Source organism: Pseudomonas arsenicoxydans, from assembly GCF_006438915.1.
Lineage (GTDB): Bacteria > Pseudomonadota > Gammaproteobacteria > Pseudomonadales > Pseudomonadaceae > Aquipseudomonas > Aquipseudomonas arsenicoxydans_A.
The window spans coordinates 61,861-84,574 of record NZ_RCZE01000007.1; the positions used below are offsets into that span (position 1 = coordinate 61,861).

The following is a 22,714-nucleotide window of genomic DNA, read 5'->3' on the forward strand; positions in this document are numbered from 1 at the left end:
TTTCTTTTAATGGTGCGCTTCAAGAGCGGATACGCCGCTCCCCTGCACAGAGCCCCGTTGCCATGAATGACAGTGCGTTCAGCACCCTGCCGGTTTCCCCACCTATTGGGATATCGGCCCCCGCGCTCCTGAAAAACAACCCTGATGAAAGCCTGCTGCTGAGCGCTTGGGCACGTTGGCGCGAGTGCAGCCAGGGTTTGCAGGCGTTGTTTGACGCCGCTCCGCGTCGAGGTCACCGCCCGGAACCGACGCTCAATGAACGCTGGAATGCCTATTGGGATGCCCGGGCACCGGGTACGCCGGTGTCGCGGCGCGAGCGGGCGGGTCAGTTGTACTGCCGTCATTTCGAGGCCTGCGCGCAGGTGGCATTCGCTCGCCGGACCCTGACGGCTGAACAGTTGCAGCCGTTGTTGTTGATCCTGGCTCCGCCCACCTCTGTTCTGCGTCTGAACGATGAGCCCATCCACACCGAGCAGTTGACCTTGGTGTTGAGCGACAGCGGCACCCTGAAACTCCCGGCCGCCTGGGTCATCAGCGTCGGCGACCGGCAACCCGCCGCGCAGTGGCTGTACCTGCCGGGCCGGCCGGTTCCCATTCAGCGCTTCAATCAGCGCAGTGACATGGAAGACTGGTTGTCCGGGCAATCCCTCGTTCCGCAGGGCCTGCCCGACGATGACGTGCGCGTTGAATACACCGCGAAAGCCGAGCCCCTCATTGTCGGAATCACAGAACTGCTTTTACACCCGCAGTACGCGAACGCCGTGGTTTTCACCGTTCCTGCGGACCTTGAAATCCCCCTGCCGTACAGCGCGCTTGAAGATGAACCACCGCTGTTCGACAGCCTGTTCGCCGACATTCCCTGGCCCCAGCGCCAGGCTTCACTGAACCGACAGCGCGATGCGCTCGAAGCACTGTTGGGCGACGATCTCGGCAGCGACCGCCACCCGTCATTCAAAGAGGCATTGAAGACGCTGGAGACGGCTGAGCAAGCCGCCGATACATCCGCAACCGCCCTGCTTTACCGGTCGCGCGCCCTCGATTTTACGACCCTCAACCGCGAGTTCAGCGCACTCCATCAGGCGCACAAGGATGGCCTGCGCTCCGAAGCCCAGCTTCAGTTCGCGCTCAAGCAACTCGACAATGATGAGTTCAGCCTGATCAACGCGGTGCTGGATACGCCGCTCGCGGCCGATCGCGACGCCGCCATCACCGCCGCCAGCCTGACGCTGTCGATGATCGGGGCCAACGGCAGCACTACCCGCGAGGCGCTCAACGGTCCCTTCGTCATCACCCGGGATACGCCATCGCCGCACAGTCTTTTGTTGTACTGGCCCGGCACCGGAGGCGGTTTGCAACGGTTTGCCAACCGCTCAGAACTGGAGCGACAGCTGTTCAAGATCCAGAGTCAGGACAAGGTCCTGGCCCTGCACCTGAACACAATCGTTAGCGACCCGCTGCATTTCAGCCTTGATCAGCAGACCACCCATTTCGAAGAACAAGCCGCGCATTTACGCCTGCCCACTCCCGACGCCGCCCAAGCCCTACAACGTGCAGACGAACTGGAAAAATTGCGCAAACAAACACTCGCCACCTTGCAAGTGCCGGTGCCGGCCGCACGGAGCCTGGCCTTCTCTCACCTGCTGGAACAAAGCCGCGCCGCAACCCTCTTCTCCCTGTTGCCCGAATGGTTGGGCACTTTATCGGCGTCCGACCGCACTGAACTCAAGGGGTTGGTCGAGGCGTATATCCTCGCCATGCACCGTAGTCACCAACAGTTGGAAAGCGCCCTGCCTCCTCGTGACGATTTCACCCGTCAGCACTTGCAGGCCCGTCTGCGAAAAGACTTCTCACTCAACGGGCATTTCAGCGTGCAACTGGATCTGCCCGACGCGGTGACGTTGCGAAAACAACTGTCCGATGGCGCCACCCCGGGAACCCCACAGAAACTCGTCGCAGTGCCCAGTGCAAGCCGCAGCAAAATGTCACTCGAAGAACTTGCCCAGCTCAACATCGATAACACGCCCTCGATGCAGCTGGAGCCCCTTTCACTGCGACTGGGTTTTATGCGATTGGAGGTCACGGCCGCGGATGAAGCCGAACGCCGCGCGTTGGCGAACGGCATCACCCTGCCCTGGCTGCGTAAAGTGCTGCCGGAGCTGGACCTGCCCCAAACTTATGAAAACCTGATTCGCGATACCTTCATGGGCTCGGCCAGCGAGGCCGCGTTCGTGAAGGAACATCGGCGTGAATGCCTGATCGAGCCTTGGCGAGCAATGCTCCAGTTGCAGGGGATGTGCGCGCGCCTGCAAAAGCACATCAATCAAAACCAATGTCAGGTCTTTAACATCGCCATTGAGGCCGATACCCCGCAAGCCTGGAACGTCGAAGGCAAGCGCATCGTGCTCTTGCCGGCGTACCTGAGCGCCGGTGGCAAGGACACGCCAAACGGGGGACCCACCACGTTGTCCGGGGTGACTTTCGTTGAAGAGCAAGTCAGCGGGATGACCCTGCTTTATTTGCCTGACAGTCCCGACGGCCAGTTCCTGCGCCGCTATGACAATCTCGAGACAGCTCGCAAGGCCCTGTTCAATCTGTGCCTGCGCAGCGAGATGGTCAGCTATCTGGCAGGACGCGCCTTGCAAGGCACAGTGAGTGCTCATGAAAGCCGCATCAACCAGGCGGTGCTCAAGCATTTCGACGCGATGATCGGGATTGGCATGCCCTGGCCGAAAACCACGTCACTGTCGGCCCATTTGCTCAATGCGCACATGGGACGACTGATCGAAGTGCATCGCGCAACCTCGCGCTCCAACGATGCCTTGTACCTGGAACGCTACGCGCTCAGCGGTCCGAGGGCGTTCAACTACATGAAAATGGCCGTGAGCATGGTGCCATATGTCGGCGCGGGCATCGCGATCTACGATGCCTGGCACAGCGCCAACCACGCCGCCGCGGCCCTGTTGCGCGGTGAGGTAGGCGACGGCCTGACGGAGATTGAATCGGTGTTGCTGTCACTGATCGATGCCGCCATGGACGTCCTTCCGGGCGCGTCCGCAGGATCCCGGTCAGCCAAGGGCGCCCGTTCACTGGCACGGCTTCGTCAAATCAACGCATTGGGCAAAAGTGCGGGGGCGCTGCAAGGAAAATCAAGGCGTCAAGCGCGGCATGGCTTCAATCGCTTCGCCGGTTACGATTATCAAAAGCCGATCTCTCTTGCCGGCTTACAACCGGCCACCCACGGGATGTACCGCAATATTTACCGGCACGCAGACGGCGACTTTATCGTTCGCCAGGGGCGAATCTTTCAGGTTGAACGCAGCACGGACTCACGTTATTGGCGACTGACCGGCACTCATCAAAAAACCTATAAACAACCCATCGGCCTTGATGAGGCGGGCCGTTGGGACACTTACTTCGGTGTCTACGGAGTCGCCTTCGAGGGCGGCGGACTGGGAGGCGGTGGGGCACTCGGGCACCTGGCGGACGGGCTAGACCGCTCTGGCCAGCGGCCATTCGCGCACGCCTGCCACGCTGGTGGGCCGATCATGCCTTTCGGCGCCATCACCAATTGACCGAAGCCGCCGATGACTTTGCCCCAAAACTCGACACCCAAGTCCCCCGGACCAATGCCCTGATCGAACAGTACAACGCCAGTACCGCCGCTCATCGCCCGACACTGATGGCGGCGACAGAAACCGCGTGTATCGCCGACATCGAATTGGCTGGCAGGCACTACCAGACGCTGGTTGAACTGTCGCCCCTCACTCACGGCAACAAAAAACGCGCGCTCCGGGAGATGCAGAGCCATGACGCCCTGTTGATCGCTGACCGGTACAAGCAACGCGCGTTCTTTGCCAACCATCGGACAAGCCCGCTGATCGACAGGATCGACGAGCTTGTCGAGCGCCTTGATGAACTGCCGGACAACGCGCTCAGTGAGCGTTTCCAGATACTGCGAGACATCCGCAAGTTACGTGTGGACTTTTTACACGGGCTGGATCAAATCGATGCCGCGATGCGCAATCTCAACCTGTGGTATGAGCGCATATCGGTCAGCAGCCAAAAGGCACAAATGAGCCCTGAAGTCATGATGCTGAACAGTCGGCTCAGCGAGATGAATCTGCTTTATCTGAGAACCGGGCATTTGCTGGAAATCGTCAAACGCTTTGATACGACCCAAGATGTTTCCTGGTTCTATCTGCAAGGCCAGGCCGAGAATCTGCGGATCAAAGTCGATCGCGCCCTGTTCACCCAATACAGCCTGCCGGAAGTCACCGCCACCCGAGCTCAACGCAATCAGATCTTGCAAGAGTGCTTCGATCTGTACGGGCAGTTTCGCCGCGACATGAATGCCTGGACCGCCAGCTATCCTCAGCACTTCCATCTGGACGCCGTCGCCCCATTGCTGGACGGTATCGAAAAAATGGCCGAACGAGCGCGCAGGGCCATGGATCAGCCGGCCCCCGCTTCCCCCGGCGGGCAACGCAGTAAAAAAGTATTCACCACCGAAGATGATCATTTGCTGATCGGGGTGGAGCATTGGGAGTCGACCACCCAGACGCACCGATACACGCTGACAGGCCGGGGTGGCTATGAGGAAATCTGGGAACTGGGCGTCAACGGCAAGTCTCGTCTGCTGAACCCGCCTAAACAGACGTCTGGAGCGCCACAAAGAAACCTTCAGGCCTTGGTCGAAGATGCCAATAACCGCCTGCAATCCCAGGAAACCTACAAGGTCAGGGTTCAAGCCTATGCGGATAAGGACATGCTTGGGGTCGATCTGGAGCACATGATGGTCAGCGAGGCCAGTGAGCTGAACCGTCGCGCCCTCACTATCGAAGAACTTGCCCCGCACGACTCCATCATTGAGCAACTGCGCGACAAGGCCACGGAACTCACGGCTACCGGGCGTCAAATGCGTACGCGCCAGTCGATACGTACGCAAAAACCTACCGATGGCATGCTCGACGACCTGATCAACCAAAACGCGGTGCAGATCCGTAAAACGGCGCCGATGAAAAATCTCGGCAAACGCCCTGACGGACGGATCGATTACCTGCAGGAGTACCCAGTGTGGGACCTGACGGCAACGCCGCCCAAGGTGCTGTGGTATGCCCACTTCCACTACAGCAAGCCCGCACCGGCATTTGCCGAATTCGAGAAAGCCCACTTGAAACTGCCCGAGCACCGGTATCTGACCCACGCCGACAACGCTGCCCTTCCCTACGCCGATATCGGCAAAAGATCAGTAGCGCTTAAGCACTTCGAGCCGCTGTAGCGCGCAAAACGGGAGCGGTTTGTCCGCTCCCGTTTTGGGCTTTTTATGCCAACTGGCTGCGCAGTTGTCGCGCCGCCGCCACCATATTTACCAACGCCGCTTCGGTCTCCGGCCACGCGCGGGTTTTCAACCCGCAATCGGGGTTCACCCACAACCGCTCCGCAGGAATGCGCTTTACGGCTTTGCTCATCAACTTGACCATTTGCGCGGTGTCCGGGACCCGTGGCGAGTGGATGTCGTAGACACCCGGCCCGATGTCGTTCGGGTAGTCGAATGCTTCGAACGCCTCCAGCAACTCCATGTCCGAACGCGAGGTTTCGAGGGTGATCACATCGGCATCCATCGCCGCGATGGACTCGATCACGTCGTTGAATTCGCTGTAGCACATGTGGGTGTGGATCTGGGTTTCATCCCGCACGCCGGAGGCTGTGAGGCGGAACGCTTGCACCGCCCAATCCAGATACTCCTGCCATTGCGCCCGGCGCAGCGGCAAGCCTTCGCGGAAGGCGGCTTCGTCGATCTGCACGATCTTGATGCCGGCGTTTTCCAGGTCCACCACTTCATCACGCAGGGCCAGCGCCAACTGCTGCGCCTGAATTTTGCGCGACACATCTTCACGGGGGAACGACCACATCAGCATGGTCACGGGACCGGTGAGCATGCCTTTCATCACGTTGTCGGTCAGTCCCTGTGCATAAGTGATCCAGTCGACTGTCATCGCCTTTGGACGGCTCAAGTCACCGTAGATAATCGCGGGTTTGACGCAGCGCGACCCGTAGCTCTGGACCCAGCCGAAACGGGTGAACAGGTAGCCGTCCAGTTGTTCGGCGAAGTATTCGACCATGTCATTGCGCTCGGCTTCCCCGTGCACCAACACGTCCAGGCCCAGGCGTTCCTGTATTTGCACGGCGTGGCGGATTTCGCTGTGCATGGCGTCGGTGTAATCGTTGGCTGACAGCTTGCCCTGCTTGAACGCCTGACGGGCCAGACGAATCGAACCGGTCTGCGGGAACGAGCCGATGGTGGTGGTCGGGAATGCTGGCAGCTTCAAGCGCGCACGTTGCTGCTCGATGCGCTGGGCAAACGGTGATTGGCGTTGGCTGTCCTTGTCACTGATGGCATTTATCCGTGCCTGCACCGCGGCTTTATGGATACGCGGCGACTCGGCGCGACTGAGCTGAATCGCCCGGCTCTCGGCCAGTGCGGCGTGTACTTTGGGTGACTGCGGATCGTTGAGGGCATCGCGCAACACGGCAATTTCGTCACACTTCTGCACGGCAAACGCCAGCCAGCTTTTCAGTTCCGGATCGAGCTTGTCTTCGCGACGCAGATCCACCGGGCTGTGCAGCAACGAGCAAGAACTGCTGACCCACAGGTTGTCGCCAAAACGCTCTTGCGCCGGTTGCAGCTGAGCCAGCGCCTGCTCCAGTTCGCACCGCCAGACGTTGCGACCGTTGACCAGGCCGACCGAGAGAATCTTGTAGGTCGGCAGGCGATCCAGCACCTGGCCGAGTTGATCCGGTGCGCGCACGGCGTCGATATGCAGGCCTTGCACCGGCAGGCCGACGGCCAGGCCGAGGTTGTCTTCCAGACCGCTGAAGTAGGTCGCTACGAGTTTCTTCAGCGGCGAGTATTGAAGGATGTGATAGGCGCGTTCGAAGGCGCTTTTCCAGGCTTGCGGCAGGTCGAGGGTCAGGATCGGCTCGTCGATCTGCACCCATTCCACGCCTTGTGCGGCGAGACGACCGAGGATTTCGTTGTACACCGGCAGCAGGCGTTCCAGCAGGTCGAGTTTGTCGAAGTCGTTGCCTTTGCCCTTGCCCAGCCACAGGTAAGTCAGTGGACCGATGATCACCGGTTTGACGTTGTGACCGAGGGCCTTGGCTTCATCCACTTCGTCGAACAGTTGCTCCCAGCTCAGCTTGAATTGCTGGTCAGCAGTGAATTCCGGGACCAGGTAATGGTAGTTGGTGTCGAACCACTTGGTCAGTTCCTGGGCGTATTGCGCGGTGCCGTGGTCGCCGCCGCAGCAACTGGCCGTGGCGCCACGGGCCATGGCGAACAAGGTGTCGAGGGTTGGCAGGCCGGCTGCATCTTTGGTGCGGTCGAAACGCTCGGGGATCACACCGAAGGTCAGCGAATGGGTCAGCACCTGGTCGTACCAGGCGAAGTCGCCCACGGGCAGCAGGTCGATGCCGGCGCCTTTCTGCAATTGCCAGTGCATGGCGCGCAATTGGCGGCCCACGCGGTCCAGGCCAGCCTGATCAATGTCGCCCTTCCAGTAGGATTCGAGGGCTTTTTTCAGTTCACGGTCCGCGCCGATGCGTGGGAAACCGAGTGTGTGGGCCAGCGCCATGGTGAATTGCTCCTGTAAAAGATGGCGCTATTGTCGACAGGCAAGCCAACATGAGACAAACTCAACCTTTTCGTGTTGATCACAAGTTTTCCTCATGGAGCCATCCGGTGCTTGAAATCCGCCACCTCAAGACCCTGCACGCCTTGCGTGAAGCCGACAGCCTGGTCGATGCCGCCGACCGTTTACACCTGACGCAATCGGCCCTGTCCCACCAGTTCAAGGAACTGGAGGAGCGCATGGGCATGCAGCTGTTCGTGCGCAAGACCAAACCGGTGCGCTTCACCAGCGCCGGCCTGCGGCTGCTGCAACTGGCCGATGCCACCCTGCCGCTGCTGCGTGGCGCCGAGCGTGATATCGCGCGATTGGCCGGTGGCACCGCCGGACGGCTGCACATGGCGATCGAGTGCCACAGTTGCTTCCAGTGGCTGATGCCGACCATCGACCAGTTCCGCGATGCGTGGCCCGAAGTCGAACTGGACCTGGCGTCCGGGTTTTCCTTTGCGCCGTTGCCGGCGCTGGCACGCGGTGATCTGGACCTGGTGGTGACCTCCGACCCGCTGGACATCGCCGGGATCACCTATGTGCCGTTGTTCACCTATGAAGCCATGTTGGCGGTGGCGAACCAGCACCGGTTGGCGAGCAAGGCTTACATCGTTCCCGAAGACTTGCTCACGGAGACTCTGATCACCTACCCGGTGGAACGTGATCGACTGGACATCTTCACCCGTTTCCTCGAGCCGGCCGACATCGAACCGGCGCAGGTCCGCACCTCGGAACTGTCGGTAATGATGATGCAACTGGTGGCCAGCGGACGCGGCGTGTGCGGCATGCCGCATTGGGCACTGCATGAATACAGCTCGCGGGGGTATGTGAAGGCCAAGCGGTTGGGCGAGAAAGGCTTGTTTGCAACGTTGTACGCGGGGATCCGCGCGGACATGCTGGATGCGCCGTACATGCGCGATTTTTTGCTGACGGCGAAGGACACGTCGTTCTCGACACTGGATGGTGTGAGCGCCGTTCGCTGATCATTTACTGACTGGAATGCAATCAAATGTGGGAGCGGGCTTGCTCGCGAATGCGGACTGACTTTCAGCATTGATGTTGGCTGATCCACCGCATTCGCGAGCAAGCCCGCTCCCACATTGGATATCGGTGAGGTTCAGATCTCACGCCACATGTGGATCTTGTCGAAGTAGTCCTCGCCGACCCGCACCGCCAGCGGTTCCAGGCCGAACTGGATGAAGCCGCAACGCTGGTACAGGTTGAAAGCGGCTTCGTTGCCGGCGGTGACGGTGAGCTGAATGAGTTTCAGCGAAGTATGGTTTTGCGCTTCGGCCAGCGCGGCTTGCACCAGTTCATAACCCAAGCCGTGCTGACGAAAATCGGCCGACACGTACATGCCAAACAGTGTCGCCTTGTGCCGGGCCTTTTCCCGAGGCTCGAAGGCGAGACCGACGATGCCGGCCAACCTGCCCTCCTCGAATGCACCGAACACCCCATCCAGCTTGCTGGTCAGGCGCCCTTCCCACCAGCTCAAAGGCATCGCCGCACGTTCGCGCACGCTGGAGGTGAACGCCTGCGGATGCCGGTCATACGCTTCGAGCATCAGTTCCCGGTAAGCCAGCGCATGGCTGGCGTCCAGCCGTTCGATCCACATGGTCAAGCCGCCCTGCGTTGCTCAAGCATCAGCCGTACCGCCAGCGCTGCCAACACAAACCCCATGACATAACGCTGCACCGCCAGCCAGGTCGGGTTCCTGACGAACCACGAGGCGATGCCCGCCGCGAACAATGCGATCAACAGGTTGACGCAGAAACTGACGCTGATCTGGGTCAGGCCGAGGATGATGCTTTGGCTGAACACCGAGCCGTGTTCAGGGTTGATGAACTGCGGAAACACCGACAGGTAAAACACCGCAATCTTCGGGTTCAGCGCGCTGGTGAGAAACCCCATGGTGATCAGTTTGCGCGACGAATCCGGCGGCAACTGCTGCGGCTCGAACGGCGAACGCGCACCGGGTTTGACCGCCTGCCAGGCCAACCACAGCAAATACAACGCCCCCGCCCATTTCAACACTTCATAGGCCATCGGCACGGCCAGAAACACCGCGGTCAAACCGGCTGCAGCCGCGAACAAATGCACGAAGAACCCCGCGACCACGCCGAGCAACGATGTCACGCCAGCCTTGCGCCCCTGGCAGATCGAACGGGAGATCAGGTAGATCATGTTCGGCCCCGGCGTCAGCACCATCAGCAACGCGGCAGCGGCGAAAATCAGCAGGTCTTGAAGCGGGATCATGGGCAATCCTTCGTCCGGAAATGATCAGGCAGTTTCGGTCAGTGAGGCTCGATAAAACGGCAGGATCAGGTCCCGTGTCAAGGGTGCCAGCGTGACACCGCCGTCGGTGGCCGGGTCGATCCAGATCACTTCTTCGATCTCGGCAGCCGGGGTGACGTCGACATCGATGGTCAGCAAAAACAGCTCGGCCTGTACGACAAAACCCGGCTCGTTGGCCGCCGGTGCCGAGAATTGCCCGAGGTAACCGGCCTGCGCGGGATCGATGATCAGCCCCAGCTCTTCTTCCAGCTCGCGGGCCAAGGCGTGAACCGGTTGCTCATGGGCTTCGATCTTGCCGCCCGGTTGCATGAAGGCTTGGGTGCCGCGCTTGCGCACCAGCAATGTACGGCCGTCGGGGCCGATCAACAGGGCGGCGGCGATGCGGATGATGCGGGGCGAAGCAGCGGATGACAGCGTCATGGATCAGGATCGTCCTTGGAAAAAGGAGCAAGGATCACATGGCTGCCGCTGCCTCGTCACGCCGAAAACATCTTCAAAGCACCACAGGGGGGGCCGCGACTGAAAACTCTAACCCACCTCGAGAATCGCGCCGTTCACTTGCTCTGGCACCTTCACGAAAATGCTGTATTTCGCGCCTTCAATGGCTTCGAAGGCGATTAGCTTTTCCACCAAGGGTCCGTTCAACACCTTACCGGCGTTACGCAGCAGCATGCCATTGTCGGCGTTGAGATTACGCGCCAGGATCAGCCCGCGCTGCAATTCGATGAAATCCACCGCCAGTTTCAACAGCCGCGAACCGAGCGGGATCGCCTCGCCTTTGAGCTTGTCGGGAAAACCGCTGCCGTCCCAGCGCTCCTGATGGTGAAGAATCAGACGGGCGGCATCCTTCATTGGATCGAGCATCATCAACAGCGATTCGCTCTGCTTTGGATAACTGCGATAGCGCTCGCGATCGTTATGGTGCAGCAGGTCCGAAGGCGCCGTCATCATGCTGTCGGACCAGCTCAACTTGCCGATGTTGTAGAGCGCCGCGGCCATGCTCAGGTCGCGGCTGGTGCCTTCATCCAGGCCATGCAGTTTGCAGTACACCCGCACCAGTTCGATGATCTGGCGGTTGGTCTGCTTGGCCGGCGACAGACGCAAGTTGGCCAGCTACGAGAACACCTCGGTGCCGGTAACGTAACTGCGCTTGAGTTCTTCTTTGGCCAGGTCGAGCATGTCGGCGGTCTGCTGGAGCTCAGCGGTGCGGGCCGCGACGTGTTTTTCCAGGGTGGTATTGAGCGATTTCAGTTGGTCGTTCTGCTGCCGCGTCAACTGCAACAGACGTTGGCGTTCGCGCTCGGAATACTGATGAGCCAGGGCCTGGCGTAAGGTCAGGAGTATTTCCTCGTCGTTCCAGGATTTGCTGATATAGCGGTGGATCTGCCCTTCATTGATCGCTTTGACAATCGTCGTCAGATCGGCGTAGCTGGTGAGCAGGATGCGGGTGGTTTCAGGGTGGCGCTAGTGGATATGCGCCAGCAGCGTGGCGCCGTCCATGCTGGGCATGCGTGCGTCGCTCATCACCTGGTCGATGGGTTGTTGCGCCAAGATTTCTAGCGCCTGAGCACCACGGGTGGCCAGCAGCACGTCGTTGGACTGGCCACGTAACAGACGGCGCAGGCTGTTGAGAATCACCCCTCGTCATCGACCAGCAGCACCTTGGGTTTATCGATCAACGGTGTGGGGATTTGCTCTTCCATGGCATGACCTCAAGTGAAACGGCAGCATCGTGACAAGCGCCGGGTAAACACCCCCTATTGCCGGGACCTGACCTACAGGCTAGATGATTTCTCGTGCCTCAACTAAACGATTCGTCTCAGCCAGCCCCGCGAAGTCGTGGCCAGGCGACTATGCTCACTTCACTCGGATCCATTATCTGTACCGGTTCGGCCAGGTGATCAGGGAAAGGATGCCCAATGAAAACACCGCACAAAACCGCTGTCGGCCCCCGCGCATGTCAATGAATACGCTGCTGGCGCGGGCCAACCGTCGAATTCTTATCGTCGACGACACGACTTCGATCCATGAGGACTTCATCAAGATCCTCAGCCGTCCATCGTTAGATGACGACAGCCTGAGCAGCGCTGAACACGCCCTGTTCGGCACGGCTGCGGCGATATCGTTGCAAGGCTTTGTGCTCGACTCGGCGTTTCAGGGCCTCGAAGCCCTGGACAAGGTCGAGACGGCGCTGGCCAACGACCTGCCCTACGCGATGGCCTTCATCGACATGCGCATGCCACCGGGCTGGGACGGCCTGGAGACCATCGAACGGCTGTGGCAGGTCGATCCAAAACTGCAAGTGGCTCTCTGCACGGCCTATTCCGACTATTCCTGGGAAGACATCGACGAGCGCCTGGAACTGGGCGATCGCCTGCTGATTCTGAAGAAGCCCTTCGATGCCATCGAAATCCGTCAGTTGGCCAGCGCACTGACCGCCAAGTGGCAAATGACCGAAGACGCGGCGCTGAAAATGTCACTGCTGGAACAAGCGGTCGAGGAACGCACCCGGGAGCTGTCCGATGCCAACATTATTGTGCAGAACAGCCCGACCATTCTGTATCGGCTGCGGGGCGAGCCATCGTTTCCGCTGATGTATATCTCGCACAACATCACCAAATACGGTCACATCGCGGCAAATCTCGTGGCGTCGGCCAACTGGGCCCAGGAGCTCATTCATCCCGACGATCAATCGAAGGTCGACACTGCCATGGCGCGGGTGCTGGACCGCCATGCGGCAGGTGCTTCCATCGAATTTCGGATGCGCACCGCAGACGGAGCCTGGCGTTGGGTCGAAAACCGCTATATCCCGGTGCGCGACGATGAAGGCCGCCTGCTGGAGGTCGAAGGCATCATCATCGATGTCACCGAGCGCAAGCTGGCCGAGGAGAAAATCGCCCTGCTGGCGCGCACCGACGGGCTGACCGGGTTGGCCAACCGCGCGACACTGATCGAGCGACTTCACCAGGCTTTCGCTGCTGCGCGTCGGGGCGCGTCACCGTTCGCCATGTTTTACCTGGACCTGGACCACTTCAAACGCATCAACGACACCCTCGGTCACCCGGTAGGGGACTCGTTGCTGCAGGAAGTCTCCCGGCGGATCAAGGCCTGTGTGCGCGAAAACGATGTGGTCGCCCGCCTCGGTGGCGACGAGTTTGCGATATTGCAACTGGACGTCAGCGACCCGACCCACTCCGCAGCCCTGGCCACCAAGGTCCGCGATGCACTGGTGCTGCCCTACTCCCTGGCCGGCAACGATGTGCGGGTCTCCGTCAGCATCGGCATCAGCAGTTACAGCCCGGCCAGCACTAGCGCCGACGGCCTGTTGACCCAGGCGGACATGGCGCTTTATCGCTCCAAGGAAAAGGGCCGCAACCAGTACCACTTCCATTCCGAGGAGATCAACCAGGAGGTGGTCGAACGTATGGCCATCGCCAGCGACTTGAGAGCGGCCATCGAACACGAAGAACTTGAACTGCATTACTGGCCGGAAGTGGACCTGACGACCGGTAAAATCCTCGGCATGGAGGTGGTGGTGAGCTGGAACCACCCCGAACGTGGTTTGCTGGAAGCCCCGGCGTTCCTCCCAGCTGCCGAAAAGACCGGTACGATCATCGCCCTCGGTCATTGGGTCCTGGATCGAGCCTGCCGGCAAATGCGCCAGTGGCGTGATGAAGGCGTCGCGCCACCGGTGATTGCGATCAAGCTCTCGTTGGCTCAGCTCAAGAGTGGTCCCGAACTGATCTATGACGTGCTGCGCACCACCGCGCGCTGGGAGCTCTGCGCCTGGGACCTGCGCTTCGACGTCACCGAAGCGACGCTGGCCCAGACCAAATGGACCCACAACGATGTGCTGCCGCGCTTGCGTGAACTGGGGGTGAAGATCGCCATCGACGACTTCGGCACCGAATATTCATCGTTCGACTACCTCAAGACCTACCAGGTCAATCACCTGAAACTCGCCCAGGCCTTCATCGACACTGCCGCCCGCGACCCGGCCAGCGCCAACACCCTGCGCGCCATTATCAACTTTGCCCGGGATGTCGGCATCGGCATCATCGCCGAAGGCGTCGAAACCCAGGAACAACGCAGTTCGCTGATGGCCACCGGCTCACCCATGAACGCGCAGGGTTACTACTTCAGCAAAGCCGTCAGCAGCCAACAGGCCGTCGAGTTGCTGAAGGCCGGCAGCATCGTACCGCCGAGCCACGACATCGGGCCAATCCGGGACAATCCGCAACGGTCCACGGAGGACAAAGGATGAAAGCGCCTTTCGTGCGGATCAACCGGCGCATTCTGATCGTCGACGACACGCCTTCGATTCATGATGATTTTCACAAGATCCTCGGCCCCGAGACCGAAGTTGAACAGTCCCTGGCCGGCACTGAAGAAGCCCTGTTCGGCACGCAGCAACCGGACAGGCTGACGTTCCAGCTCGACTCGGCCTATCAGGGTCAGGAAGCCCTCGAACGGGTCAAGCTCGCACTGGCCGAAGGACGTCCCTACGCCCTGGTGTTCACCGACATGCGCATGCCGCCGGGCTGGGATGGGCTGGAAACCATCGAACAACTGTGGAAGGCCGACCCGCACCTGCAAATTGCGCTGTGCACGGCGTATTCGGATTACTCTTGGGAGGCCATGGCCGAGCGGCTGGAATTCGGCGATCAGTTGCTGGTGCTGAAAAAGCCCTTTGACAGTCTGGAGATCCGCCAGATGGCCAGCGCCTTGACCTGGAAGTGGCAGATGGCGCAGGACGCGGCGCTGAAGGTGCTGAGCCTGGAGCAAACCATCGAGGCCCGGGTTCACGAATTGCTCAAGGTGTCGCACCTGTTGCAGTACGACGTATTAACCGAACTGCCCAACAGCACGTTGCTCGGTGACCGGTTGAACCAGTCACTGGCCCTGTCCCGACGCCATGACAAACAGCTGGCGGTGATGTTTCTGGGGCTCGATCGCTTCAAGCGCATCAACAATGCGCTGGGGCATCCGGCCGGTGACGAAATCCTCAAACGGGTCGGGAGAAACCTGGTGGCCACGGTGCGCGAGTCCGATTCGGTGTTTCGCTACGGTTCCGACGAATTCGTGGTGATCCTCGCCGACATCCGCCATCCGCAGCAGACCAAGGGCATCGCTGAAAAACTTTTGAATGCCATCCGTACGCCCCAGCACATCGCCGGCCACGATCTGAGCGTGACCGCCAGCCTGGGCATCAGCATTTACCCGCAAGACGGTTTCGATGCCATCGCACTGATCAAGAAAGCCGAAACCGCGATGCGCAACATCAAGGAAATCGGCCCGAACGATTTCAGTTTTTTCATCGACGAAATGAACCAGCGCGCACGGGATCAGCAACGCATTGAAACGGGCATTCGCCTGGGGCTGGAAAGGAAAGAGTTTGTCCTGCATTACCAACCCAAACTGGACCTGGTCAGCGGCCAGGTGGTGGGTGCCGAGGCCTTGATCCGTTGGCAAAAGCCGGGCGTCGGCCTGGTCTACCCGTCGGAGTTCATCGGTGTGGCCGAAGACAGCGGGTTGATTGTGCCGTTGAGCAAATGGGTGCTCGCCGAGGCCTGCCGACAAGCCTGTGCCTGGCAGGCAGACGGGCTGCCGAAAATCTGCATATCGGTGAATATGTCGGCCATCGATTTCCGTCAACGGGACTTTGTCGACGGTATCGAACAGACCCTCGAACAAACCGGTCTGGAGCCCGCCTTGCTGGAGCTGGAAATCACCGAAGGCGTGTTAATGCAAAACATCGATGCCACGGTCACCGCCCTGAATCGGCTCAAGGCATTGGGGGTGCGGCTGGCCATCGATGACTTCGGCACGGGTTACTCCAGCCTGAGTTACCTGCGCCGGTTTCCCATCGATGTGCTGAAGATCGATCAGTCGTTCATTCGTGGTTTGAGCAACGACAGCAATGACGCCGCCCTCGTCAGCTCCATCATCAGTATGGGCCGCAGCCTCAACCTGACCATCATCGCCGAAGGGGTGGAGACCCTTGAGCAATTGGACTTCCTCAAGGCGCATCAATGCGAGGAAGGCCAGGGTTACTACTTCAGCAAAGCCGTGGAGCCGAGTGCCTTCGTCCAGTATCTGAGGTCGTTAAACCCGCCACCACCCACCGTCTCGTGAACGAGACGCAACGATACTCAGGCCGTCAGCCAAGGAATCACCCGATGTCGCTCTCCTTCCACCACCTGTTCCTGGTGCCGCTACTCGGGCTTTGTCTGAACGCCGTCGGCGCGCCGCTGGATGAACCGCTCAAACCGCTGCCGGCGGTGCCACCGCTAGATCCGCAGCGGGTCGAACTCGGTCGCCAGTTGTTCAACGAACCCCGCTTGTCGGTCAACGGCAGCCTGTCCTGCGCCAGTTGCCATCGACTGGAAAACGGTGGCGCCGACAACAAGGCGCTTTCCATCGGCTTCACCGGCCTCCCGGTGACGGTCAACACCCCCAGCGTGTTCAACGCCAGTCTGAACTTCCGGCAATTCTGGAACGGTCGCTCCGACACCCTGGAAAACCAGGTCCACGAAGTGGTACAGAGCCCCGGCGAGATGGGCAGCAACTGGGAACATGTGGTGCAGACGCTGTCTGCCGATCCGGCTTATCAGACCTCATTCGGCGACGCCTACCCGGACGGCGTGACCATGAGCAACGTGCAAAACGCCCTCGCGAGCTATGAACGCACGCTGATCAGCGCCAACTCGCGTTTCGACCAATACCTGCAAGGCAACACCGAGATTCTCACGACCGACGAAAAGTACGGTTATCAACGCTTCAAGGAGTACGGCTGCATCGCCTGCCATCAGGGGGTGAACATCGGCGGCAACATGTACCAGAAGTTCGGTGTGATAGGCGACTACTTCCAGGCCAGGGGCCACCCGACCGAATCGGACCTTGGACGTTACCTGGTGACCAAGGATGAAGAGGATCGCTATGTGTTCAAGGTTCCGAGCTTGCGCAACGTCGCCGTGACCGCGCCGTACTTTCACGACGGCTCGGCCAACACCCTTGAAGACGCGGTGGACGTGATGTTCAAGTTCCAGCTCGGGCGTGTCCCGACGGACGAGGACAAGACCCTGATCGTCAAATTCCTCAAGACCCTGACCGGTGAATGGGAAGGCAAACCGTTATGAAAATGTCCCGCCGCCGCAGCCTCGCGCTGCTGAGTGTCGTGGCCTTGATGCTGGCCTCGACGCTGCTGTTCCTGTACCTCAAGTCCAACTCGAACCAGACAACCGACTACGCCGAATCCCGAGACCTGATCGGGCGCATCAAGCAGCTGAACGCGCAATGGGAAACCGAGATCCTCAAGGCCCGGATCGCAGCCCAATACAACTATGATTCGCTGGTCACACCCCTGACCGAGATAACGCAGCTGTGGGAACGGTTCACCAGCCTCGAATCGCACCACGGCCGCAACGAGTCACCCGTCTGGCGAGCCAGCCATGAGGCGTACTTGACAGCCATCCAGCAAAAGACCCGGTTGGTGGAACAGTTCAAGTCGCACAACGCGGTGCTGCGCAACTCCCTGGCCTACCTGCCAAATGTCGAAGACGACATTCAGCAGCAACTGTCCCAGTTAGTGGATGGCGACAAACTGCAGCTGCAAAATATCGCCACCGACACCTACGACTTGTTGCTCAGCAGCCTGGAATTTTCACAGGACACTTCTGACGACAAGGCGGCCGACATCCTGCTGGGCCTGAACAAACTCGGGGTGAACAAGCAGCGATTGCCGGAGCCGTTCCACACGCCGATCGATGTGCTGAGCAACCACATCGCGTTGATCCTGCGTGAACAACCGGTGGTGAATCGCTTGCTGGAAAACATCGAGGCCATCCCCGTGGCCGAACGCCTGGACGACATCACCCGACTGCTGAACACCGACCAGCAGCAAGTCGTCGCGGTCGATCAGCGCTATCACTTTTATATGCTGGTGTTTTCAACGTTGTTGGTGCTGTTGCTGGTGTACCTGGCCGTTCACCTGATGCGCAGTTTCACGGAAATCAATCGCGTCAATAAAGCCCTGCAAACCGCCAATGACGACCTTGAGCTGCGCGTTGAAGAGCGCACCCGTGAACTCAGGGATACCCAGAGCGAACTGCTCGACTCCGCGCGCCAGGCGGGCATGGCCGAGATCGCCACCAATGTGCTGCACAACGTCGGCAACGTGCTCAACAGCGTCAACATCTCGGCCGACCTGGTGAGCCGCAAACTGCGCGCGAGCAAGGCGCAGGGCCTGCGCAAGGCCATGCAGTTGATCAACGAGCATCCCGATGACCTCGGTGCCTTTCTGACTCTGGACCAGAAGGGCAAGTTGCTGCCCGGCTACCTCAATCAACTGGTGGAGGCCATTGCCCTGGAACAACTGGGCATGACCGACGAACTCGCCCAACTGAGCAAAAGCGTCGACCACATCAAGGACATTGTGGCCACGCAGCAATCCTACGCGGGCGCCAACAGCCTGCTCGAACCGCTGCACATCAGCGAACTGCTGGAGGACGCCCTGCGCATGAACTCCGGGGCACTCACTCGGCACCAGGTCATGGTGATCAAGGAGTACGGCGAGGTGCCGCTGGTCATGGGCGACAAGCACCGCTTGCTGCTGATTTTGATCAACCTGATCAGCAACGCCAAATACGCCATGTCCGGCCTCAACAACCGTCCGCGACACATGACCCTCGGGGTCAAGATCGTCGACGACACGACCCTGCAAATCAGCGTCAAGGACGACGGCGAAGGCATCGCCGAGGAAAACATGACACGCATCTTTGCCCACGGTTTTACCACCCGCAAGGAGGGTCACGGCTTTGGCCTGCACAGCTGCGCCCTGGCCGCCATCGAGATGAATGGCCACCTCACCGCCCACAGCGACGGGCCCGGCAAGGGGGCGCAGTTCACGTTGCAAATCCCATTGAAAACCGTCATGGAGGAAGCATGAGCGCGCTTTCGAACCGACGCATTTTGCTGATCGACGATACCCCATCCATTCACGAGGACTTTCGCAAGATCCTCACGCCCACGCCGCTCCGGCAAACTGCCGATTCACCAGACAAGGCCCGCCGCCTGAACACCACGCCAATTGCCTGAACTCCAGCGCATTCCTGTGGGAGGTGGCTTGCCAGCGAAAGCAATCTCAAGAGCCATGTAACTCTTCAGACCGCTATCGCCGGCAAGCCGGTTCCTACAATGGGTTCGGCCCGCCTTAGGTGGCTTCTTGGAAATCCATCTCCGGAGGCTGGCGACGGAAGCCGCCGGTCAGCACCGCCAGGTACACCACGCCAATCGCCAGCCAGCTCAGGCCCAGGTAAATCGCCAGGTGATCGAGGCTGACCATCAGCCACAAATCCGCCACAAGACCGATGAACGGGAACACCAGGAACAACACCAGCTCACGCGGGCCTTTTTTCTCGCCGCCGATCCAGTAGTGGAAGATCACCGACAGGTTGACCAGGCTGAAGGCGAGGAACGCGCCGAAGTTGATGAACGAGGTCGAGGTGGTGACGTCCAGTTTCAGCGCCAGCAACGCGACGACGGCGCACAACAGGATGCTGTTGACCGGGGTGCCGAAGCGTTCGTGCAAGGTGCCAAAGAACGATTTCGGCAGCACACCGTCGCGGCCCATGGCGAACAATAGCCGCGAACCGCTGGCCTGCGCCGACAGGCCCGAGGCGAACTGGCCGACGATCAGGCCGATCAGGAAGATCGACACGAACAGGTCGCCGCCGATGTTGCGGGCGATTTCATAGGCTGCCGAGTCGACGTTGTCGAACTGGAACGAGGGGTGCGCGATCTGCACGAAGTACGAGACGCTGACGAAGATCAGCCCGCCGATCAGGGTAATCAGCATGATTGCCCGCGGGATGGTGCGGCGTGGGTCGCGGGTTTCTTCGGTCAGGGTGCTGACCGCATCGAAGCCGAGGAACGAGTAACAGGCGATGGCCGCGCCGCTCATGATCAGCGGCATCTGCATGTCGCCGTTGAAGAACGGTTTGATCGACCACAACGGCGTGCTCGCATCGCCGCCGACGTAGTGGACGCACAGCACGACGAAGGCGATCAGCACCAGGGCCTGCACCAGCATCAGCAAAGCGTTAATGCCGTTGGCCAGTTTCAGGCCGATGATGTTGATCGCGCTGGTGATGCCGATGAACGCCAGCACCCACAGCCATTGCGGCACGGCCGGGAACGCGGAGTTGAGGTAGGCGGCGCCGATCAGCCAGATCGCCATCGGCAGGAACAGGTAATCGAGCAGCACCGCCCACCCGGCGATGAAGCCAAGTTTCGGGCTGATGGCTTTGCGCACGTAGCTGTAGGCCGAACCGGCGACGGGGAATGCCGAGGCCATTCGGCCGTAGCTCATGGCGGTGAAAAACATCGCCACCAGTGCCGCCAGGTACGCGGCCGGGACCCTGCCGGCGGTGGATTGAGCGAGGATGCCAAAGGTGCCGAGCACAATGATCGGCGTCATGTAGGCAATGCCAAACAGCACCACCGAACCCAATGACAGGGTGCGTTGCAAACGAGCCATGAGCGACTACTCCGAATTTATTAGATTTATGGCAGAGCCGAGTTCGGCGCTAAATTTCGGGGGTTACTTTGTTGTTTTTGGTTCAAGGGACAAACAGGTGTGTCGTCTGTCAGGGCCTCTTCGCGAGCAAGCCCGCTCCCACATTTGATCGCATTCCATTGAACAACTCGGTCGAATGTGGGAGCGGCGGTGCGACGATTCGACTTGCTCGCGAAGGGGCCAGTCAGAGCACTGCAACAACAGGATCAACGCGCAGGAATCAGCAACTCCCGAACCCCAGAAGCCCGCTCGACAATTTCCCCAGGCAACTTCAGCCGTTGATCATCCAGATACCGGTAGTCCTTGCGTGCCGCCCCCAACCGGTCGAAATCCAGCTCAACTGTAAATTGCCCTTCATCGCGACCCGCTTCGAACAACAGCGTGCCCAGCGGATCCACCAGCGCACTGCCGCCGGCGAACATCAATCCGTCATCGCCCGCTTCCACCCGATTGACCATCAGCGAAAACGCCTGGTTTTCCTGGGCGCGGGCCATGATCGCGGTGCGGTGGGTCGGGCCGTAGGGGTCCATGTTGCCGTTGGTGACGATCAGCAATTCGGCGCCCAGTTGCGCCAGCGCGCGGGCGGTTTCCGGGAATTCGATGTCGTAGCAGATCAGCAGGCCGACCCGCACACCGTTCCACTCGCAAGTGGCGTAACGGTCGCCGGGCTCGAACACGCCGCGATCCGAGGCCCACAAATGCGTCTTGCGGTATTTCAGCGCGATGCCTTCGGGGGTGATCAGCAGCGTGGTGTTGTAGAAGCGGCCGTTGTCGTTCTCGGCCATGCCGATCACCACGGCAATGTTGCGCTCGCGGGCGGCGGCGAGCACTGCACTGACGGTCGGGCCGTCCAGTGGCTCGGCGGTTTGCGCCACGGTGTCGGCGGTCGGGAAGCCCATCAGGTGGGTTTCCGGGAAGACGATCAGTTGGGTGTCGGCAGCGCAGGCTGAAATCGCCGCCAGGGCGCGTTCGAGGTTGTACGCGGTGCCGTTGTCACGGCCCGCCAACTGGGCGAGTTCGATTTTCATCGGTATTCCTTGTTCTTGGGGACGCCGGGCGGCAGAAAGATTGCCCGGCCGGTTTCTGTGCGCCAGTATGCGCAGCAAGCCACCGGCCGGGGAATCACGCCGCTGGGGTAACCCGATAGGGGTAGAGGCATGACACTTTCGCTGGACGACATCGCTTGGCACCGCTCGGTCGGGCAATTGATCGACGCGCTGGACAAGCCCAATTTCTGGACGCAACTGGTGCGTCTGCTGGATCAGTACGTGACCTTCGACAGTTGGGTGGCCCTGCTTTTCAGCGCCGACCAGCACCCGCAAGTGTTCGCCGAATGCCCGGGCGAGGACGGCAGCCCGGATCAGCTGTTTCAGGATTACCTGCGTGGTTTGTACCTGCTCGACCCGTTCTACATCGCCTGCCGCGAGCAATCGCGCACCGGCCTCTATCGCTTGTCGGAAGTGGCGCCGGAGCACTTCGAGCTGACCGAGTATTACCAGCGCTACTTTCGTCTGAATGTGGTCGCCGATGAAATCCAGTTCAATTGCCAGCTCGAAGGCGATCGTACGTTGTGCCTGTCGCTGGGCAGCAAGCAGCGCTTCAGTGGCCAGCAAATTGCCTTGCTGTCGCTGATCCAGCCGTGGGTGCTGGGCCTGTTGCGCCAACGCCTGCCTTATGAAATCAACGAAGTCGTGGCCCTCGCACCGTCGCCACCACAACCTGACTGGCGCGTGCAGCTGGAAGCGTCGGTGCAGCAACTCAAAGGCGCGCAACTGACTGCTCGGGAACTGGATGTGGGGCGGTTGATGCTCAGCGGTTGCTCCAGTAAAGAAATCGCCCGTAAGCTGGAAATCTCCGTGGAAACCGTGAAAGTCCATAAGAAACACATGTACAGCAAGCTGGGGATCAAATCCCAGTCCGAGCTGTTTTCGATTTTTCTGCAGGCGCAGAATGCCTGACAACCGCTGTTACACCACAGATCCCTGTGGCGAGGGAGCTTGCTCCCGCTGGACCGCGAAGCGGTCCCCATACAGGCGCCGCATTCAGTCAGACAAAACCCGTCAGCAGGTTTTGCGACTGCTTCGCAGCCGAGCGGGAGCAAGCTCCCTCGCCACAAGAGCCAGTTGCAGCATTGCCACAATTATTGAGTCCGAACCCAAGGAAACCG

General features: G+C 60.2%; 15 protein-coding genes and 1 pseudogene. 9 read left to right on the forward strand and 7 right to left on the reverse strand.

The window, feature by feature from the left end; translation table 11 throughout:
* Positions 1 to 62 precede the first annotated feature (62 nt).
* Both EAH78_RS16065 and EAH78_RS32725 read left to right on the forward strand, forming a co-directional pair.
* Positions 63 to 3,572, forward strand: a complete 3,510-nt coding sequence (locus EAH78_RS16065; protein ID WP_240051886.1) for a dermonecrotic toxin domain-containing protein — start codon at positions 63 to 65, stop codon at positions 3,570 to 3,572.
* Positions 3,569 to 5,278 (forward strand): hypothetical protein, encoded by a 1,710-nt coding sequence (locus EAH78_RS32725; protein ID WP_240051887.1) that lies wholly within the window; start codon positions 3,569 to 3,571, stop codon positions 5,276 to 5,278. The genes EAH78_RS16065 and EAH78_RS32725 overlap by 4 nt, the downstream gene beginning before the upstream one ends.
* A 43-nt stretch (positions 5,279 to 5,321) precedes the next feature.
* Here EAH78_RS32725 and metE read toward each other — a convergent pair whose 3' ends face one another.
* Complete coding sequence (metE, locus tag EAH78_RS16070) at positions 5,322 to 7,634, reverse strand: 5-methyltetrahydropteroyltriglutamate--homocysteine S-methyltransferase (RefSeq protein WP_140668382.1); 2,313 nt, start codon at positions 7,632 to 7,634, stop codon at positions 5,322 to 5,324.
* Positions 7,635 to 7,741: 107 nt separating this feature from the next.
* Here metE and metR point away from each other — a divergent pair, with 107 nt between their 5' ends.
* Positions 7,742 to 8,659 carry a transcriptional regulator MetR gene (gene metR / locus EAH78_RS16075; RefSeq protein ID WP_140668383.1) on the forward strand — a complete coding sequence of 306 codons (918 nt, stop codon included), beginning with the start codon at positions 7,742 to 7,744 and terminating at the stop codon, positions 8,657 to 8,659.
* A gap of 134 nt (positions 8,660 to 8,793) precedes the next feature.
* Here the strand turns inward: metR and EAH78_RS16080 are convergent, their stop codons facing one another.
* From EAH78_RS16080 to EAH78_RS16095, 4 genes and pseudogenes are all read right to left on the reverse strand, one after another.
* Complete coding sequence (locus EAH78_RS16080) at positions 8,794 to 9,291, reverse strand: GNAT family N-acetyltransferase (protein ID WP_140668384.1); 498 nt, start codon at positions 9,289 to 9,291, stop codon at positions 8,794 to 8,796.
* A 2-nt stretch (positions 9,292 to 9,293) separates the two neighbouring features.
* Positions 9,294 to 9,932, reverse strand: a complete 639-nt coding sequence (locus EAH78_RS16085) for a LysE family translocator (RefSeq protein WP_140668385.1) — start codon at positions 9,930 to 9,932, stop codon at positions 9,294 to 9,296.
* Positions 9,933 to 9,956: 24 nt separating this feature from the next.
* On the reverse strand, positions 9,957 to 10,391 hold the full coding sequence (locus EAH78_RS16090; RefSeq protein WP_140668386.1) for an NUDIX hydrolase: 435 nt from the start codon (positions 10,389 to 10,391) through the stop codon (positions 9,957 to 9,959).
* 108 nt (positions 10,392 to 10,499) lie between these two features.
* Positions 10,500 to 11,674: pseudogene (locus EAH78_RS16095) on the reverse strand (HD domain-containing phosphohydrolase).
* A gap of 254 nt (positions 11,675 to 11,928) precedes the next feature.
* Between EAH78_RS16095 and EAH78_RS16100 the strand changes: the two are divergent.
* From EAH78_RS16100 to EAH78_RS32165, 5 genes are read left to right on the forward strand one after another with little or no spacing between them, the layout of a single operon-like run.
* On the forward strand, positions 11,929 to 14,235 hold the full coding sequence (locus tag EAH78_RS16100; protein WP_140668387.1) for an EAL domain-containing protein: 2,307 nt from the start codon (positions 11,929 to 11,931) through the stop codon (positions 14,233 to 14,235).
* Positions 14,232 to 16,106 (forward strand): putative bifunctional diguanylate cyclase/phosphodiesterase, encoded by a 1,875-nt coding sequence (locus EAH78_RS16105; RefSeq protein WP_140668388.1) that lies wholly within the window; start codon positions 14,232 to 14,234, stop codon positions 16,104 to 16,106. The genes EAH78_RS16100 and EAH78_RS16105 overlap by 4 nt, the downstream gene beginning before the upstream one ends.
* A gap of 44 nt (positions 16,107 to 16,150) precedes the next feature.
* On the forward strand, positions 16,151 to 17,110 hold the full coding sequence (locus EAH78_RS16110) for a cytochrome-c peroxidase (RefSeq protein WP_140668389.1): 960 nt from the start codon (positions 16,151 to 16,153) through the stop codon (positions 17,108 to 17,110).
* A complete protein-coding gene (locus EAH78_RS16115) occupies positions 17,107 to 18,918 on the forward strand; it encodes a DAHL domain-containing protein (protein WP_140668390.1) in 1,812 nt (603 codons plus the stop codon). The genes EAH78_RS16110 and EAH78_RS16115 overlap by 4 nt, the downstream gene beginning before the upstream one ends.
* Positions 18,915 to 19,067 (forward strand): hypothetical protein, encoded by a 153-nt coding sequence (locus EAH78_RS32165; protein WP_161599687.1) that lies wholly within the window; start codon positions 18,915 to 18,917, stop codon positions 19,065 to 19,067. Before EAH78_RS16115 ends, EAH78_RS32165 begins: the two co-directional genes overlap by 4 nt.
* 115 nt (positions 19,068 to 19,182) lie before the next feature.
* Here the strand turns inward: EAH78_RS32165 and EAH78_RS16120 are convergent, their stop codons facing one another.
* Both EAH78_RS16120 and EAH78_RS16125 read right to left on the reverse strand, forming a co-directional pair.
* Entirely contained in the window at positions 19,183 to 20,508 is a 1,326-nt protein-coding gene (locus tag EAH78_RS16120; RefSeq protein WP_140668391.1) for an APC family permease, read from the reverse strand.
* Between the two features lie 245 nt (positions 20,509 to 20,753).
* Positions 20,754 to 21,575, reverse strand: a complete 822-nt coding sequence (locus EAH78_RS16125) for a carbon-nitrogen hydrolase family protein (protein WP_140668392.1) — start codon at positions 21,573 to 21,575, stop codon at positions 20,754 to 20,756.
* A 129-nt stretch (positions 21,576 to 21,704) separates the two neighbouring features.
* Between EAH78_RS16125 and EAH78_RS16130 the strand changes: the two genes are divergently transcribed.
* A complete protein-coding gene (locus tag EAH78_RS16130; protein ID WP_027922800.1) occupies positions 21,705 to 22,505 on the forward strand; it encodes a helix-turn-helix transcriptional regulator in 801 nt (266 codons plus the stop codon).
* The last annotated feature ends 209 nt before the right edge of the window (positions 22,506 to 22,714 follow it).

Coding starts and splice junctions, on each gene's coding strand:
- EAH78_RS16065 (WP_240051886.1), top strand. CDS start 63: ATGAATGACAGTGCGTTCAGCACCCTGCCGGTTTCCCCACCTATTGGG.
- metE (WP_140668382.1), bottom strand. CDS start 7,634: ATGGCGCTGGCCCACACACTCGGTTTCCCACGCATCGGCGCGGACCGT.
- EAH78_RS16080 (WP_140668384.1), bottom strand. CDS start 9,291: ATGTGGATCGAACGGCTGGACGCCAGCCATGCGCTGGCTTACCGGGAA.
- EAH78_RS16085 (WP_140668385.1), bottom strand. CDS start 9,932: ATGATCCCGCTTCAAGACCTGCTGATTTTCGCCGCTGCCGCGTTGCTG.
- EAH78_RS16090 (WP_140668386.1), bottom strand. CDS start 10,391: ATGACGCTGTCATCCGCTGCTTCGCCCCGCATCATCCGCATCGCCGCC.
- EAH78_RS16100 (WP_140668387.1), top strand. CDS start 11,929: ATGTCAATGAATACGCTGCTGGCGCGGGCCAACCGTCGAATTCTTATC.
- EAH78_RS16105 (WP_140668388.1), top strand. CDS start 14,232: ATGAAAGCGCCTTTCGTGCGGATCAACCGGCGCATTCTGATCGTCGAC.
- EAH78_RS16110 (WP_140668389.1), top strand. CDS start 16,151: ATGTCGCTCTCCTTCCACCACCTGTTCCTGGTGCCGCTACTCGGGCTT.
- EAH78_RS16115 (WP_140668390.1), top strand. CDS start 17,107: ATGAAAATGTCCCGCCGCCGCAGCCTCGCGCTGCTGAGTGTCGTGGCC.
- EAH78_RS32165 (WP_161599687.1), top strand. CDS start 18,915: ATGAGCGCGCTTTCGAACCGACGCATTTTGCTGATCGACGATACCCCA.
- EAH78_RS16120 (WP_140668391.1), bottom strand. CDS start 20,508: ATGGCTCGTTTGCAACGCACCCTGTCATTGGGTTCGGTGGTGCTGTTT.
- EAH78_RS16125 (WP_140668392.1), bottom strand. CDS start 21,575: ATGAAAATCGAACTCGCCCAGTTGGCGGGCCGTGACAACGGCACCGCG.
- EAH78_RS16130 (WP_027922800.1), top strand. CDS start 21,705: ATGACACTTTCGCTGGACGACATCGCTTGGCACCGCTCGGTCGGGCAA.